This window comes from Flavobacterium sp. DSR2-3-3 (assembly GCF_049896585.1).
In the GTDB taxonomy this organism is placed as follows: domain Bacteria; phylum Bacteroidota; class Bacteroidia; order Flavobacteriales; family Flavobacteriaceae; genus Flavobacterium.
On the sequence record NZ_JAFCUP010000001.1, the window covers coordinates 21007 to 37864 of the forward strand.

Genomic DNA, 16858 nt, shown 5'->3' on the forward strand with positions numbered 1-16858 from the left:
ATGTAATTACATTTTACCAATTATTATTTACATTACTCAAAGACCTGCTTTTTCCAAAATCCCTGTTTTCAAAATTTGACCAAACATATACATATCTTCAAAGGACGTGTATAATGGTACCGGCGCCAATCTGATTACATTAGGTTCACGCCAATCTGTAATTACACCATTTTTCATCAGATAATCAAAAATACTGCGCCCTTCTCCATGAAGTAAAACTGATAATTGCGAAGCTCTTTCCGCAGGATTTGCCGGTGTTATAATTTCAAAACTACTATCCACCTCTTTGTCTATTTCGTGTAGAATAAATTCTAAATAGGAAGTAATCGTGTCTCTCTTTGCGATTAAAGCGTCCATTCCAATCTCATCAAACATGTCTACTGATGCTAAATAAGGCGCTAAAGAAAGTACCGGAAGATTACTGATTTGCCAACCATCGGCTCCGTGTATGGGATCAAAAGTCTGTTCCATTTTGAAACGACGTTCTTTATTATGTCCCCACCAACCCGCAAATCTTGGCAGATCGTTATTGTTATGGTGTTTTTCATGAATAAAACATCCAGAAGCATTTCCAGGACCTGAATTCATGTATTTATAACTGCACCAAGCTGCAAAATCCACATTCCAATCGTGTAATTCCAGTTTTACATTTCCCGCAGCATGCGCTAAATCCCATCCTACATAAGCTCCCGCTTGATGCCCTGCGGCGGTTATGGTTTTCATATCAAATACTTGTCCCGTGTAATAATTGACCCCGCCAATTAAAACCAAAGCCAGCTCTTCGCCTACCTCTTCAATTTTCGCTAAAACATCTTCTAAACGAATATTGTGTTCACCATCGCGACGCTTAATTTCCACAATTGCATCTCCAGGTCTATAACCATGGAAATGAACCTGACTTTGAAACATATATTGGTCCGATGGAAATGCCTTTTCTTCACAAATAATTTTATATCTGGTTTTTGTAGGTCTATAAAAAGAAACCATCAATAAATGAAGATTTACTGTCAATGTATTCATCACCGTAACTTCGCTAGGAAGCGCACCAACAATTTTACTCAACGGATTTGCAAATCGTTCGTGATAATCCCACCAAGGTTTTTCACTGTAAAAATGTCCTTCAACTGCGAGGTTTGCCCAATCATTCATCACTTCATCTACATACGCTTTAGTTCGTTTGGGTTGTAATCCTAACGAGTTTCCGGTGAAATAAATCACCTTTTTTTCATTTACCTGTGGGAAAATAAATTCATCCTGGTATTTGTGTAATTGATCTTGTGAATCCAGTTTTTTTGCAAATTCAAGAGTATTTTCGAATGTCATGATTTGTATTTTGATTTGTAAAAGTAGTAAAAAATGACCGATAGATAAAAGACTTTAAGGCGATTGACAACTCATACAAGAATTAATATTTCGAGTGTAAAAAAATAGTAATCCAATACGATTTGGAATTAAGAAACAACTCATTATTTGAGTATATTTGATTGAATTTAATATTCTTAGCCATGCTTAAAAACAGTTTAAACGTCATTATTATTGCCATCGCAGTGGTAATTTCCTCCTATTTATTTTCGAATGCTTTTCAGAATCGAAATAAAAGTAATGATACCATAAGTGTTACCGGATCGGGGAAGAAAGATTTCGTATCGGATCTGATTGTTTGGAGCGGCTCTTTTTCTAAAAAAAGCATGACGTTGAAAGAAGCTTACGCGGCACTTGATGCTGATAGAGAAAAAATAAAAAGTTATTTATTCGGCAAAGGAATTGCGCCGAATGAAATGGTTTTCTCAGCGGTAAATTTCAACAAAGATTTTGAAACTACGTTTAATGAAAACGGGACTACAAGACAGCAAATTTTTACTGGTTTTACATTGACACAAAGTGTAAGCATCCAATCTAAGGAAGTGAATAAAATTGAAGAATTATCGAGACAATCCAGTGAACTGATTAACTCAGGTGTGGAATTCTATTCGTCTCCACCAGAATATTATTATACAAAGCTAGCCGAGTTAAAAATAAAAATGATTGCCGAAGCCACAAAAGACGCCAGCATTAGAGCTAAAAGTATTGCTGAAAATGCAGATGCGAGTTTAGGAAATTTAAAAAAATCGGATATGGGTGTTTTTCAGATTACGGATCAAAACTCATCGGAAGATTTTTCTTATGGCGGTTCGTTTAACACGCAATCCAAAAACAAAACAGCTAATATCACCGTGCGATTGGTGTATCAAGTGAATTAGATTTAAGGTTTCAGAATACATGATAAGTCGAGCGCAGTCAATACTCCTTGTTGAGTCTCGACCGCGCTCGACTTGACAAAGCGAACGACTTACACAGTGTTATTCAATTATAAAATTTAAATACAGTTTTAAAAATTTTTAATGGATACAAAAAGTTTTCAAATTTCCAAAACGTTTTGTGTGAGGGATGGAAGCGGCATCCTTTATTTTTCTTTCTTTAAGAAAATAAAGATACAGCGTACAGCCCGACCCGCTTTTTCCGCGGGGCATACCCTAATCAAGCTTCGCATAGAATAAAACAAAAAAATCTCGCCATTACTGACGAGATTTTGTTATTTAGAATCTGAACTGAATTCAGATTAAATAATTAACATCGCATCGCCGTAAGAATAGAATTTGTATTCTTTTTCGATTGCTTCTGCGTATGCTTTTTTCATTAAATCATGTCCGCAAAATGCGGAAACCATCATTAATAAAGTAGATTTTGGCGTGTGGAAATTGGTAATCATACACGTTGGAATCGTAAATTCATGAGGAGGAAAAACGAATTTATTTGTCCATCCATCAAAAGGATTTAACGTGTTTTGTGAAGATACTGAACTTTCAACTGCACGCATAGAGGTCGTTCCCACGGTACAAATACGTTTCTTTTTAGCTTTGGCTTCATTCACAATATCACACGCTTCCTGAGTAATTTTTAATTCCTCAGAATCCATTTTGTGTTTTGATAAATCCTCAACCTCAACTGGATTAAAAGTTCCTAAACCTACGTGAAGGGTTACTTCGGCAAATTTAATTCCTTTAATTTCCAGTTTTTTCAATAAATGTTTCGAGAAATGCAATCCTGCAGTTGGTGCTGCAACAGATCCTTCTTCTTTGGCATAAATAGTTTGGTAACGTTCCGCATCTTCCGGAGTTACGTCTCTAGAAATGTATTTTGGAATTGGAGTTTCTCCAAGTTCTGTTAATTTATTTCTGAATTCTTCGTAAGAACCGTCGTAAAGGAAACGCAATGTTCTACCACGAGAAGTTGTATTGTCGATAACCTCAGCCACTAACGAGTCGTCATCTCCAAAATATAATTTGTTACCAATTCTGATTTTACGTGCCGGATCAACTAAAACATCCCAAAGTCTTTGCTCAGAATTCAATTCTCTAAGTAAAAAAACTTCGATTCTTGCTCCGGTTTTTTCTTTATTTCCATATAATCGCGCTGGAAAAACTTTGGTATTATTTAGAATTAAAACATCTCCGTCATCAAAATAATCGATAACATCTTTGAACATCTTATGCTCTATAGTTCCTTTCTTACGATCAATAACCATTAGACGAGCTTCGTCTCTGTTTTCAGCTGGATATTCGGCAAGAAGTTCTTTTGGTAAATCAAATTGAAAATGTGATAATTTCATCTTAAAAAGTTATAAGTTATGAATTATAAGTTATGAGTTAAGCCTCAATAAATTATAATCGTGTGCAAATATACGATTGTGAGATAGGCGTTGTCAAGTGTTTTGCTGTTTATTTTTAAAAGGCGCCTGCCACAAAGGCGCAAAGGCACTAAGTGAAAATTAATTTACAAAATTTCAAACACATTATATCCTAACTTCTTCATGTCTTCCCAAAAATCAGGGTATGATTTAGAAACTACTTCTGCATTTTCGATAATAATTGGTACTTTTAAAGCTAATGGTGCAAAGGCCATCGCCATCCTGTGATCATTATAGGTGGCAATTTTAATATTAGGATTAATTTCTTCTGAAGCCACAAGCGTCAAGCTATCATTGGTCACGGATATATTCGCTCCTAGTTTTGTAAGCTCAATTCGTAGTGCTTCAAGTCGGTCCGTTTCTTTTATTTTCAATGTATGAAGTCCTGTGAGATGGCAGCCAATTCCTAATCCAAGGCAAGTAACGACAATTGTTTGGGCAATATCGGGCGTATTATTTAATTCTAAGATTAAAGGTTTAGGTTTAAAATCAGACTGTTTCACCAAAGTCATTTTGTTTTCTTCAAAATGTGTATCGACGCCCAATTGTTTGTAGATTTCAACCAAAGCCGAATCACCTTGCAAACTGGTTTGTTTATAACTGGTCAGTGAAATTCTTGCATTTTCAGCTAAAGCAGCCAAACTAAAAAAGTACGAAGCAGAACTCCAATCGGATTCTACAATCATTACTTTCGATACCACTTCCTGTTTTGGATAAACAGTAATTATATTTCCTTCAAAACTGGTTTTAATATTCAAATCATTCAGTAAAGCCAATGTCATTTTGATATAAGGAACCGAAGTGATTTCGCCAACCAAAGTGATTTCGATACCGTTTTCCAGTTTTGGCGCTACTAATAATAATGCTGATATGTATTGACTGCTCACATTTGCAGGGATAGAAACTTTAGAAGCCGTAATTTTTTTTCCGCTGATTCGAATGGGCGGATAACCAATTTCTTTCTCGTAAGAGATTTTCGCGCCTAATTGTTCCAAGGCTTCCACCAACACTTTTATAGGGCGTTCCGTCATTCTTTGAGAACCAGTCAAAACTACTTCGCGACCTTCGTTTAACGCAAAATAAGCCGTCAGGAAACGCATTGCCGTTCCCGCATGATGAATATCTACTATTTCCTCATTTCCTTTTAATGCTTTTTGCATCACTTCGCTGTCATCAGAGTTTGAAGCATTAGCCAAAGTGATGTTGGGGAACAACGCTTGTAATAATAGCAAACGATTGGTTTCGCTTTTTGAGCCGGTGATATTTAATTGTGAATTATCAATTGTGAATTGTGAATTCGTGCTTAATTTTAAATTCATGTAGGTAATTATGAGTTGTGAATTATGAATTATGAGTGGTATAATTCAAGTTCGCAATTTACCATTCCACATTTATAATTCATAATTTATACTTGACAAATTATTTGAGTTTTTCGTTGTTTTTGTGACGGTCTTTGTCTCTAACGGACTTTAATTCCATCTTTTTATCGAAAGCGGCTTGTAAATCGATTCCGGTTTGATTCGCCAGACACAACACCACAAAAACCACATCGGCTAATTCTTCGCCAAGATCTTTGTTTTTGTCGCTTTCTTTTTCGGATTGCTCTCCATAACGACGGGCTATAATTCGGGCTACTTCCCCCACTTCTTCAGTAAGTTGCGCCATATTGGTCAATTCGTTAAAGTAGCGAACGCCGTGTTCTTTGATCCAAGTGTCAACGTCGAGCTGGGAATTTTTTAAGTTCATGGTTCAATTTTTTTAAGTATAATTTTCTCGTTCTGTTTATCAATAATTTTTTGAAAAAAACTTTTTAAATCATCATAGTACTCTGCTGACAAAATTGCTGCATTTATTTCCTTTGCAATAATAATTTGAATTTTATTTCCGTCTGTTTGAGCATTAATTACAAACGAGAGCACCTTATCTTCAGATACTATCTTCATCGCTTTGGGAAAGGAATCTACCATATATCCCTCAGGGATTTCCAGATTTATAGTGTATTTTTCCTGCTTTGGATAACCAAAATAAATTGGCATTTCCCTTTTCTCCTGCACAAATGGATTTTTCTTTATTGTAAAAAACAGCAGTGGATCAATAAACATTTTGCCTCCTATAATTTCACAATGATTCTCAGATGCAAAAGTAAAAGTTTCTATAACTGGTTTTGACATATCAGTATCTCTATTTTCGATACTGTAGTCTTTGATTTCTATGCCGTCCCAATTATTTTCCGCTATTTCCAAATAATTATCTTCATTTTGTTTGGCATTCTTTTCTCTAAAACGATATGCTTCGTAGTCCATTTTTTGAACTCTAAACTTGCCCGTGATTTGGCCTGAAGGATCAACTTTTGTCATCAAGGTGTAATAGACTTTGGAGGGTATTGCTGGGACAAGATTGATCTCTTGAGAAGTCCCGTCTTGCTTAATGAGTCGCCCCGTCCAATTTAAGGCATGCAATGGCAAGATATTCTGTGTGGTATATTTATGCGTTGCATCTAATAGAATTTGTTTTCCCTCTATTTCTGCCGCAGCAATTACATAGTTAAACACTGTCCGGTTAGGAAAAGAAGGAATGCCGTGCGCTATGGTACTTATTAAAACAGGATCAGCATTTATTCCTGCTAATTTCAACATCGCAATTAAAATAAAATTTATTTCAGCCACATTACCTGTTTTGTCTAGATAGGCCTGTTTTACTCCTTTTTCAGTAAAATAGCCGTATTCCATATTCCAGTTCATTTTGCTTTGAACAAATTTAAAAATGATGCTTAACTTCTCTTCTTGAGATACGGAATTTTCAAGTATTATTTTAAGATCTTGAATAAGATATTGTCTTTCAGCCAGTTGCTTACCGAAATCTTTATTTTCAAAAATGATTTTGGCAACCCCTTCCCAGGTTATGGAATAATCTTTGACAGGTTGTTCCGGAAAACGAGTTCTTTCTAATTCATTTTGAATAGAGGATGTATAGTTTTTAAAATTATCAACATAATCTTCTTCTTTTATTGCTGGTATATTTTCAGTTACAAAGGTCGTATTAATTTGTCTGTAACTTAAACTGGCCGTTCTTTTGTACTGATCATCATAGCTTTGATTTCCATTGACGAATTTTGCATCTGATTTGACCTTTAAGTTCCCCTTTAAAACTGACTTGTAAATAAAAATTTCCGGGATTTCAGTAAGGTATTCTGAATAGTTAACAGGAATGTCGTACTGATTTTCAAAAACGGGAAATTTTACAATGTTTTCAGATTTCAGGATATATTTAAATTCTACGACCGAACCTACTTTTACATCTGGCATAGATATCGTGGCTTGGCTCCAATATTCGTTTACATTTTGCTTGAAAGAGCCTTCATTATTTAACTTCGTTTTTACTACAGCATCATTCTCTAAGTTATACGTTACTGCATTAGAAAATTTTACAGATTCATCATTCAAATCTTCATATCCTACATAATAAGGAACTTGGAAATTTGCCCAACTCAAGCCTTCTTTCTTATATATTTTGATGCGATACCAATATTCATGATTTACCGTAAAACCATTTTTTAAATTATAACTATAAAAAGTCCTTGCCTTTTTTGTCAAAATGGCAGCAGTTGCGGTGGTATCCTGGGGATGAAACTTTTCTGAAAGCTCTTTAATTGATACTTTTCCGATTTCAAAATTCTGAGCTTTTGTCTCGGGTGTAAATGTCACCAAGAATAGGGCAAGAACAACTTTGATAATTTTCATTGGATTATACTTTTCTAAGTACTATTTTCTCGTTTTGCTTTTCAATCATTTTTTGATAAAATTGTTTTAACATTGGATAATAATCTGCAACAACGATTGGTACGTTTATTTGATGCGTTACTACTAACTGAATCGAGTTGCCAGTTGTATTTATCATAAATTTAAATCCTCCCAAATTATCCTCCATATTTAAAAGTAGCGGAGCAGGAATTGTTTCGACTTTATAACCTTCTGGGATTTTAATTGTAACGGTATATCTATCGATAAAAGGAAATCCATAATCCACAGGATAAGCCCTGTTTTCTTGTTTAAAAGGATTTTGTTCTTCAACAAAAAACAGCAGTGGATTTATATAAATTGCACCACCAATGTTCTCACTAAAATTTGAACCCGAAAATGAAAAATTTTCCACAATTGGAAACTTTAAATCATTTTCATTTGTTCTTGAATACTCACTTATCTCTATTTTATTGTTATCATTCTCTAACTTCTCGAGATAAGCATCTTCTGTAACATCCTTAATATTTTCTCTGAAAATAATCGCATTATAATCTGTTCTTTGACGTTTCAACGTTCCAGAAACTTGTCCATTAGTATCAATCTCGTAGTTCATCATTACTACATCATTTGATGGCGCTTTAGGAATTAAATCTGCTTCTACCGAAGTACCGTCATTCCGTATTAGTCTTCCTACCCAATTCAAAGCCCTCAAAGGTAGAATATTTGGAGTTGAAAAGCGATCCGTAGCATCCAGTAATACCAATCCTTTTGGCGTTTCAATTGCAGCAATAACATAATTAAAAGCAGTTCTATTAGGGAAAAATGCAATTCCGTTAGAACGTGTACTCACTAAAACAGGATTTGCAGTTAAGCCCGCATAACGCAACATGGCTGTAAGCATCAAATTAATTTCGGCTACATTACCTATTTTGTCTTTATATGCTTTTTTCACCCCATCGTTGCAGGAATAACCATAATAATCATTCCATTTTACAGTTTCTTTTACATAATTAAAAATTGCTAAGAACTTTTCTTCTGGTGAAGAAAGCCCTGCAATAACAACCTTTAAATCTTCCTCAAAATATCCCGTTTTATTCAATTCAGCCCCAAAATCATCATAATCATAAATTGTTTTAGTCACTGATTCCCAATCGGTAGATAACGTCTTGTAAGGTTGATTCGGGAATTTTACAACAGAAAGTTCATGAGAAACACTTGTAGTGTAGTTTGCAATATTATTCACATAAGCTTCTTCTTTCATCGCAGGAAGATTTTCTGTAACATAAGTAGTTCTCGTTTCTGAAAATTCTAACTTTTCTTGGGAAGAAGAACTACCCAATCTCTCTCCCGGACTTGCTTCTGGTCTGTAAGCATAACTTAAAGATTTTCTGCTATTCTCCTTGGTGATTTTCGGAGAAATAAAGCCTTTTATGTTTGGATTGTACACAAAATACTCCGGTATAAAAGTTTTAAATTCAGAGTAGTTCACAGGAATACTAGATTGAAAACTCCATTCTGTTAATTCACTAGAACGGGATGAACGAATTTTATATTTAAATTCAACCACGGAGCCTACTTTAACATTTGGCATAGTGATTTTTTTTCGTCTCCAATATTTATTAACTTGTTCATCAAACTCACCATCACTTTTTAGTTTTGTCTTTTCAATCTTACCATCTATTAAATTATAAGTAATAGCATCCGAGATAAAAACCGTTTCTTTCGCATTAGCTCCAATGTAATACCTTACCGCTTTATTTGCCCAATCGTATCCTTCTTTTTTATAAATTTTAATACGAGTTGTAACCTCCGTAATCATTATAAAACCATCATTTTGATTATACTCAAAATTAACTGCTCCTTTTTCGAAGAGAATAGCAGCTACGGCAGCAGAATCTGTTGGATGATTTTTCTCTTGAAGCTCCTCAACTGAAACTTTTCCTAGTTTAAATTCTTGCGCTTTGCCATTAAAAAAAGATAAAGTAAAAAAAAGAGTCAACAATAGTTGGTTACATTTCATAATTTTATTGGTTTTGGGTTAGAATAATTTTGGCATTATCATTTTTAGAAATATTTTCTATAAAAAGACGGTACTCATCATATTCTTTATTTGAATACAATCCTTTTTTGACGAATAAGGTTCTTTTATAAACTAAATCAGCGTTATCCTTTTTTATAATCTCCGTTTTATAATTACCGAATTTACTGTTCAGTTCATAATTGCCAGGCAAAAATTCAGTAGAAAAACCAGAAGGAAGAGTTATAATTATCTCATCCTCGTCCAAAAAACCTCTTTGTATTTCTAAAGGATTTTTACGGTTTCTTATTCTCTTGATATTAGCATTTGTCTGGTTGAACGCGTTTACAACAAATATTAATTTATTCGCTGAAAGGTTACCATAATTCACTGCATTAATTTCAATATTTTCAGCTAACCGAATCTTATCTTTATCATTCGAAAATGATATTTTGTTGATTTTCAAATTATTGATATTATCCCAATATTCTTTATAATGTGCTTCCTTTTCCGTTGGCTGTACATGTTCAATAGGTGCTTTTTGACTATATTGTGATCCCTCTGAAACAATTACTATTTTTCCAGAGAAATCTCCCTTTGCTGATAAAGCATATTCTCCTTTGCTAATTTGAGTATTTCCATTATCTTCATAAACTTTGGTTCTAACAATTTCGCCTCCATCCGGTTTTATGACTAAAACCTCTCTGTCGTCTGTAAAAATGCCTTGATATCCAAAGGGATCATCTTGACTGGTACATTCTAACCAAGTATAATTATTCCCATTTGGAATAGACAAAATAACGTGATTGCCTTGCATGGATACAAAATCAGACTGAATGCTTAGTTTTTTCCTATCTCCATAAAGAATAGTGTAATAAGATGGCACATTTACCACATCCAATAAGGCCTTAGTATAATTAGTCAATGCTTTACAATCTCCATATCCCAAACGATCCACATCACTTGCAAGCATAGGTTTCCATCCGCCAATTCCAACTTGAATACTTATATATCTTACTTTTTGTTGTACAAAATTGTAAATTAATTTTGCTTTTTTAATTGGGTCTTTTTCATCTCCAACAAGAGCTTTTACTTTGATTTTAGTTTCATCTGGCAAATCAGTTGTTCCAAATAAAATTTTATCAGAATACCATTGTCCAAACTCCTTCCAAGTCGTTGCATTTCCGTCTACTCCTTCAAGATGAAACAACTCTAATCCCATCATCACTTTTGGAAAAATAGAGCTATAAACAGGACTGTAATCTTCTTGTTTTTGAGCGATCATATTAGTGGCAGTATATGAAAGTTGCGTTGCAGTATCAATGGTTTTATCAATTTTGGAATTAGAAAAATTGAATTCCATTTTCTTAAAACCTAAATTATCAGGATATTTTACATTCAAAATACTTTTTTCAACACTTACAAAATAATCGCTTGAAGGATACCATTTCGGAATAAAAGCCGTACTAGAAGTTTCTATCTCGCTATCAAAAACTACTGTAAACGGATATTGGACAGGAGTATAATCTAAATAAAGATAACGGTTATCCGAAAAAAGGGTACCGCCATCAACTGCACTTTGGTCTTTAAAATCTTTACGCTTAATTTTTTTGATTTCTTTTCCTGAAATATCATACACAGTTGCCTCGATATTTCTGATATTGGTCCTTTTATCATAACTTTCAGTAGCGTCAATTGCACTAAGACCTTTTTCATTCAGAACCAAAATCACTCTTTTAGTGATGATATTCATGCTTCTTTGTGAAGCAATAATTATGTCTATTTGATTTAGACGAACAACAGCATTAGCATTTTCTTTTAAGCTATCAGAAATGTTTAAAGATTTATAATCAATCTTTTGAGCAAAAACAAAAGAAGTAAAAAACACAAATAGAAAAGAGATATTTTTAAAGATCATAAAATTCTTTTTGTCAAAAATATAAGAATTTTTCGATTAAAGAAAACTTATTCTCTGTTTTTACTGTCAATTACTATCGTTACAGGACCATCATTTAACAAAAGTACTTTCATATCCGCACCAAAAACGCCAGTTTGTACTTTTTTACCCAATTCTTTTTCTAACTGAATTACAAAATTTTCATATAATGGGATGGCTGTTTCTGGTTTTGAAGCTTTAATATAGGAAGGTCGATTTCCTTTTTTGGTGGAAGCATGCAACGTAAATTGACTTACAACAATAATATCGCCGAATATATCTTTGACAGATAAGTTCATCACGTCATTCTCATCTCCAAAAATACGTATGTTGGCTATTTTTGAAGCTAACCAATTACTGTCTTCTTGATTGTCTAAATCTTCAATTCCAACCAAAACCAATAATCCTTTCTGAATATCGGCAACAATTTTATTATCGATTGTTACGGAGGCTGACGAAACTCTTTGGATTACTACTTTCAAAATAATTATAAATTATGAATGATAAATTATGAATGGTGAATATTCATGATTATTTTTTTAAATTATTTTTGGTTGAAATAATTATGGAAGCTAGGATTTTATTAATCCCCATTATATCAGAATTTAGAGATTTAAATTGAGATTCACTTAAATATTCGGACTGAAACAATAATTCAATCCAATAATCACTCTCATTAGCCTCTTTTTGTGCAATAGAGAGTTTATGAATAAAATCTGACTTACTTTACGCGTGTTCTGACTCTCTTCCTAGTGCACCAATTGAAGTACTACTGCGTAATAATTGTTTACTTAAAACAAATTCCTTCTTTTCAGTACTTAAAAATTGATATAATTTTACAATTCGTAAAGCAAAATCAAATGATTTTATTTTTATAATATTACTTGCCATAATTCATAATTCACCATTTACAATTCATAATTATTCCCTGGTTTTATCACTAATTATTCTATCTTCATTGTGAATATCCGTTCGGTAATTTTCATCATCACCTTCCAAAATTTTCAGATAACTTCTGTAACGGGACCAGGCGATTTCATCTTTTTCTAATGCAGCTTTGATTGCACAATGCGGCTCGTCTTTATGCAAACAATTATTAAATTTACATTGCTCTTTCAATTTGAAAAATTCCGGAAAATAACCACTGATTTCGGCTGCATCCATATCGACAATTCCAAAACCTTTGATACCTGGTGTATCAATAATTTTAGCATCAAAAGATAAATCATACATTTCTGCAAAAGTCGTCGTGTGTTGTCCTTGCTTGCTTGCTTCAGAAATTGTCTTCGTTTTTAAATGTAAAGAAGGTTCCATCGCATTTACCAAAGTCGATTTTCCAACACCGGAATGTCCGGAGAACATACTCACTTTGCCAATCATCATTGCTTTTAACTCCTCAATTCCTTTCATTTCTGTCGAAGAAACACGCAAACACTTATACCCTATTTCCTGATACACATGTTGCATGTACAATTGTTCATCCAGCGTGGCGTCATCAAAAGTATCAATTTTATTAAAAACCAGTATGGTTTCAATTCCATACGCTTCGGCAGTAACCAGAAAGCGATCAATAAAATTAAAAGTCGTTGGCGGATTATTAATAGTAACTAACAAAAAAACCCGATCAATATTAGACGCAATAATATGCATTTGGTGTGATAAATTCACTGATTTCCGAACGATATAATTCTTTCTGTCATGAATCTTATGAATGGTTCCCGTAACAGTATCGGATGATTCTTCCAGTTCATAATCAACAAGATCACCTACAGCAATAGGATTGGTGCTTTTGATTCCTTTTATTCGGAATTTTCCTTTCATACGGCATTCAATAAAATCACCTTGTTCAGATTTTACGGTGTACCAACTTCCTGTAGATTTGTAAACGAGTCCTGTCATAGTGCAAAGGTAAAATTTTGTTTTAAGTTTATCCCGACACTTCAGGATAAAGTGCAAAGTTTTTATTTTTGTCTTTAAATAGAAAATCCCCGCAACATAAAAATAAGCTGCAGGGATTTATTTATTTTTAAAAAGTACTAATTAAGCATTCAATACTTTTTCTTGGTGACCAATACTTTCCTGGTGAATCGCTTTGAACATTTTCAATACAAATTCTTCCGTCAATCCTTTTTTCTCACCTTCCAAAATCATTTTTCCAAGGATTTCATTCCAACGCGTATTTTGAAGAATGGCAACGTTAGCGTCTTTTTTTACTTTACCAATTTCTTCTGCTACTTTCATCCGTTTTCCTAGTAAGTCTAACAAATTCTCATCCAAGATGTCGATATTCGTTCTCAATTTCGTCATTTTTTGAGTGAATTCTACAGATGCATCATTTACTTTTCTTACTTTCAAATTAATAAAAATTTGTTTCAAAGCATCTGGCGTCACTTGTTGTGCAGCATCACTCCACGCATTGTCCGGATCATAATGTGTTTCGATGATCATACCGTCATAATTCAAATCCAAAGCTTCTTGCGTTACTTCAAGAATCATCTTACGATCTCCCGTAATGTGAGACGGGTCAATAATTAAAGGCAAATCAGGGAATTTATTTTGCAATTCGATAGGAATCTGCCATTCTGGAATGTTTCTGTATTTTGTTTTTTCGTAAGTAGAAAAACCTCTATGAATCACCCCTAATTTTTCAATTCCTGCATTGTACAAGCGCTCAACTCCACCCAACCATAGCGAAAGATCTGGATTTACCGGATTCTTAACCAATACGATTTTTTTAGTTCCTGCTAAAGCATCTGCAATTTCCTGCATTGCAAAAGGATTTACGGTCGTTCTGGCACCAATCCATAATACATCGATATCATATTCCAAAGCTAATTTTACGTGAGCCGCATTTGCCACTTCCGTTCCCATCAGCAATCCGGTTTGTTCTTTAGCTTTTTTCAACCATTTCAACCCTATTTCTCCCACTCCTTCAAATCCTCCCGGACGCGTTCTTGGTTTCCAAATTCCTGCTCTAAAAACACTCACATCTGAATCTTTCAATTCATGGGCAATTTTCAATACTTGCTCTTCTGTTTCAGCACTACAAGGTCCCGCGATCACAAATGGATGAGTCAAATTGAATTCATTCAACCAATTTCTCATTTCTTTCTTATTTTCCATCTTTTCTAATTTTTCCCCACCCCAGCCCTCTCCGAAGGGAAGGGAGCTGTAAATGGATGATTGTTACTATTTAATTGTTTTATTCTGTGTTGTTATTTTTTACTGTAAACTGTGACTTAACACTGATCACTTTTTTACATTAATTCCGTTTAATATTTCTTTTATTTTATTGACACTTTGCATTTCATTGTAAATTGCTTCGTAATCTTCTTTTTCTAATAATTCTTTAAATTTTGATAAATTCGAAATGTATTCCTCCAATGTTTTTACAACCTGCTTCCTGTTTTGTTTAAAAATAGGCGTCCACATCGCCGGGGAACTTTTGGCCAAACGAACCGTACTTTCAAAACCGGAACCCGCCATATCAAAAATATCCTGCTCGTGTTTCTCTTTATCGATTACCGTTTTTCCAAGCATAAACGCACTAATATGTGATAAATGCGATACGTACGCGATGTGCTTATCATGTGATTTTGGATCCATGTACCGAATTCTCATTCCCAGTGCTTTAAATAACTCCAAAGCCCTTTCTTGTAATTTAAAAGTGGTCTTCTCCACCTCACAAATAATATTTGTTTTGCCTTGAAACAATCCTTTTATCGCCGCCGAAGGTCCTGAAAACTCCGTTCCTGCTATAGGATGCGTGGCTATGAAATTCCTCCTTTTGGGGTGATTGGCAACCGCTTCGCAAATGGGCATTTTAGTAGAACCAACTTCAAAGACAATCGTATTATCCCCGATTACATCCAAAACTTTTGGCAAAACTAGCAATGCAACATCCACAGGAACCGAAACAATTACAAAATCTGCATCAAATAAATCATCAAATGTTGCACCAGCATCAACAACTCCTAAAGCTATGGCTTCCGCCAAGTGACTTTGGTTGTTATCAATCCCGTAAATTATTGCTTCCGGATGCAGCGTTTTAATGTCCAATACCATCGAACCACCTATCAATCCTATTCCTATTACAAATACTTTCATTTCTTATTTTTTTGTAGCTAATCCTGCTATCCGTTGCAATCTTTCTAGTCCTGAAACAAGTTCAGGACTAGAAAGGATTTTCTCTACTATCAGGGCTAGGGCATCTCGTTATTCAGACGTTTATTTTTCCTAAAACAGCTGTTTTTTAAGTAAATCTGTCAATAGCTTCCTGTACTTTTTCTTCTTTTACACACAATGCAAATCGAATATATCCTTCACCATTACTTCCAAAAATTGTTCCCGGCGTAATGAAAATTGATTTGTCATACAAAATTTCGTCAATGAATTTCTCCGCCGATGTGATTCCGTCCGGCAATTTTGCCCAAACAAATAATCCAACTCCATCTTTATAAACTTTACAGCCTAATTTCTCCGCCAGTTGTTCTGTTAGAATTCTGCGTTTTCTATAAATCGCGTTCATCGATTCAAACCAAGATTTGTCACTTTTCAAAGCTTCAATTGCTCCTTTTTGAATCCCGTAAAACATTCCGCTGTCCATGTTGCTTTTTACTTTTAGTACAGCATCAATACAAGCTGCATTTCCTACAACCATTCCAACTCTCCAGCCCGCCATATTAAACGTTTTACTCAACGAATTTAATTCTAAAGCCACGTCTTTTGAGCCTTCCACTTGCAACAAACTCATCGGATTATCGTTCAAAACAAAACTATACGGATTATCATTCACCAACAAAATATTATGCTTTTTGGCGAAAGCCACCAACTTCTCAAACAATTTCAAACTTCCTCTTGCTCCAGTTGGCATGTGTGGGTAACCAATCCACATGATTTTTACTTTCGATAAATCTAATTTCTCTAAAGCTTCAAAGTCAGGCTCCCAGTTGTTCCCCGCTTTTAAATCATAATAAACTGGAACAGCTCCCACAAGATTAGTCACCGAAGTATACGTTGGATAACCCGGATTAGGAATTAATACCTGATCTCCTTCATTCAAGAAGGCTAATGAAATATGCATAATTCCTTCTTTGGAACCCATTAAAGGTAAAATTTCATTAGCTGGGTTCAACGCTACTTGATAGTTGTTCTGATAAAATTCAGCCATTCCCTGTCGCAATTCCGGCAATCCCTGATAACTCTGATATTGATGCGCATTTTCATCTTTCATAGCAAGAACCATTGCATCAATAACCGCTTGTGACGGCTGTAAATCTGGACTTCCAATTCCCATATTGATAATTGGTTTACCCTCAGAAGCTAGTTGTCTTACTTCTCTTAGTTTTGAGGAGAAATAGTATTCTTCAATTATATCGAGACGTTTTGCTGTAGTAATCATTTGTAAATTTTAAAATTCTTTTGACTTTCAATTTTGT

The 16858-nt window shown here is 34.3% G+C and carries 13 protein-coding genes and 1 pseudogene; 1 reads left to right on the forward strand and 13 read right to left on the reverse strand.

Annotated elements, in window-relative coordinates; translation table 11 throughout:
- Positions 1-36: 36 nt before the first annotated feature.
- Positions 37-1323 carry a kynureninase gene (gene kynU / locus ACP7AQ_RS00105; protein WP_426093843.1) on the reverse strand — a complete coding sequence of 429 codons (1287 nt, stop codon included), beginning with the start codon at positions 1321-1323 and terminating at the stop codon, positions 37-39.
- A 182-nt stretch (positions 1324-1505) separates the two neighbouring features.
- Between kynU and ACP7AQ_RS00110 the strand changes: the two genes are divergently transcribed.
- Positions 1506-2240 (forward strand): SIMPL domain-containing protein, encoded by a 735-nt coding sequence (locus ACP7AQ_RS00110; protein WP_426093845.1) that lies wholly within the window; start codon positions 1506-1508, stop codon positions 2238-2240.
- A gap of 359 nt (positions 2241-2599) precedes the next feature.
- Here the strand turns inward: ACP7AQ_RS00110 and queA are convergent, their stop codons facing one another.
- The 12 genes and pseudogenes from queA to ACP7AQ_RS00170 all read right to left on the reverse strand — a co-directional run bounded on the left by queA (position 2600) and on the right by ACP7AQ_RS00170 (position 16821).
- Complete coding sequence (queA, locus tag ACP7AQ_RS00115) at positions 2600-3649, reverse strand: tRNA preQ1(34) S-adenosylmethionine ribosyltransferase-isomerase QueA (RefSeq protein WP_426064426.1); 1050 nt, start codon at positions 3647-3649, stop codon at positions 2600-2602.
- A gap of 164 nt (positions 3650-3813) precedes the next feature.
- The gene (aroA, locus tag ACP7AQ_RS00120; protein ID WP_426093847.1) at positions 3814-5046 is read right to left on the reverse strand and encodes a 3-phosphoshikimate 1-carboxyvinyltransferase; all 1233 of its coding nucleotides are present in this window, start codon (positions 5044-5046) and stop codon (positions 3814-3816) included.
- Between the two features lie 100 nt (positions 5047-5146).
- Positions 5147-5473: a nucleotide pyrophosphohydrolase gene (locus ACP7AQ_RS00125; protein ID WP_426064428.1), complete on the reverse strand. Its 327-nt coding sequence runs from the start codon at positions 5471-5473 to the stop codon at positions 5147-5149.
- Positions 5470-7467 (reverse strand): DUF3857 domain-containing protein, encoded by a 1998-nt coding sequence (locus ACP7AQ_RS00130; protein WP_426093849.1) that lies wholly within the window; start codon positions 7465-7467, stop codon positions 5470-5472. Before ACP7AQ_RS00130 ends, ACP7AQ_RS00125 begins: the two co-directional genes overlap by 4 nt.
- A 4-nt stretch (positions 7468-7471) precedes the next feature.
- Positions 7472-9487, reverse strand: a complete 2016-nt coding sequence (locus ACP7AQ_RS00135) for a DUF3857 domain-containing protein (RefSeq protein WP_426093851.1) — start codon at positions 9485-9487, stop codon at positions 7472-7474.
- A gap of 4 nt (positions 9488-9491) precedes the next feature.
- On the reverse strand, positions 9492-11402 hold the full coding sequence (locus ACP7AQ_RS00140; protein WP_426093853.1) for a DUF3857 domain-containing protein: 1911 nt from the start codon (positions 11400-11402) through the stop codon (positions 9492-9494).
- A gap of 47 nt (positions 11403-11449) precedes the next feature.
- Positions 11450-11902: a D-aminoacyl-tRNA deacylase gene (gene dtd / locus ACP7AQ_RS00145; protein ID WP_426093855.1), complete on the reverse strand. Its 453-nt coding sequence runs from the start codon at positions 11900-11902 to the stop codon at positions 11450-11452.
- 49 nt (positions 11903-11951) lie between these two features.
- Positions 11952-12311, reverse strand: a pseudogene (locus tag ACP7AQ_RS00150) (four helix bundle protein).
- Positions 12312-12341: 30 nt separating this feature from the next.
- On the reverse strand, positions 12342-13319 hold the full coding sequence (gene rsgA / locus ACP7AQ_RS00155; protein WP_426064433.1) for a ribosome small subunit-dependent GTPase A: 978 nt from the start codon (positions 13317-13319) through the stop codon (positions 12342-12344).
- Positions 13320-13460: 141 nt separating this feature from the next.
- Positions 13461-14543, reverse strand: a complete 1083-nt coding sequence (locus ACP7AQ_RS00160; RefSeq protein WP_426093857.1) for a chorismate mutase — start codon at positions 14541-14543, stop codon at positions 13461-13463.
- A 126-nt stretch (positions 14544-14669) separates the two neighbouring features.
- Positions 14670-15527 carry a prephenate dehydrogenase gene (locus ACP7AQ_RS00165; RefSeq protein ID WP_426093859.1) on the reverse strand — a complete coding sequence of 286 codons (858 nt, stop codon included), beginning with the start codon at positions 15525-15527 and terminating at the stop codon, positions 14670-14672.
- A gap of 145 nt (positions 15528-15672) precedes the next feature.
- Positions 15673-16821 carry an aminotransferase class I/II-fold pyridoxal phosphate-dependent enzyme gene (locus ACP7AQ_RS00170; RefSeq protein WP_426093861.1) on the reverse strand — a complete coding sequence of 383 codons (1149 nt, stop codon included), beginning with the start codon at positions 16819-16821 and terminating at the stop codon, positions 15673-15675.
- Between the last annotated feature and the right edge of the window lie 37 nt (positions 16822-16858).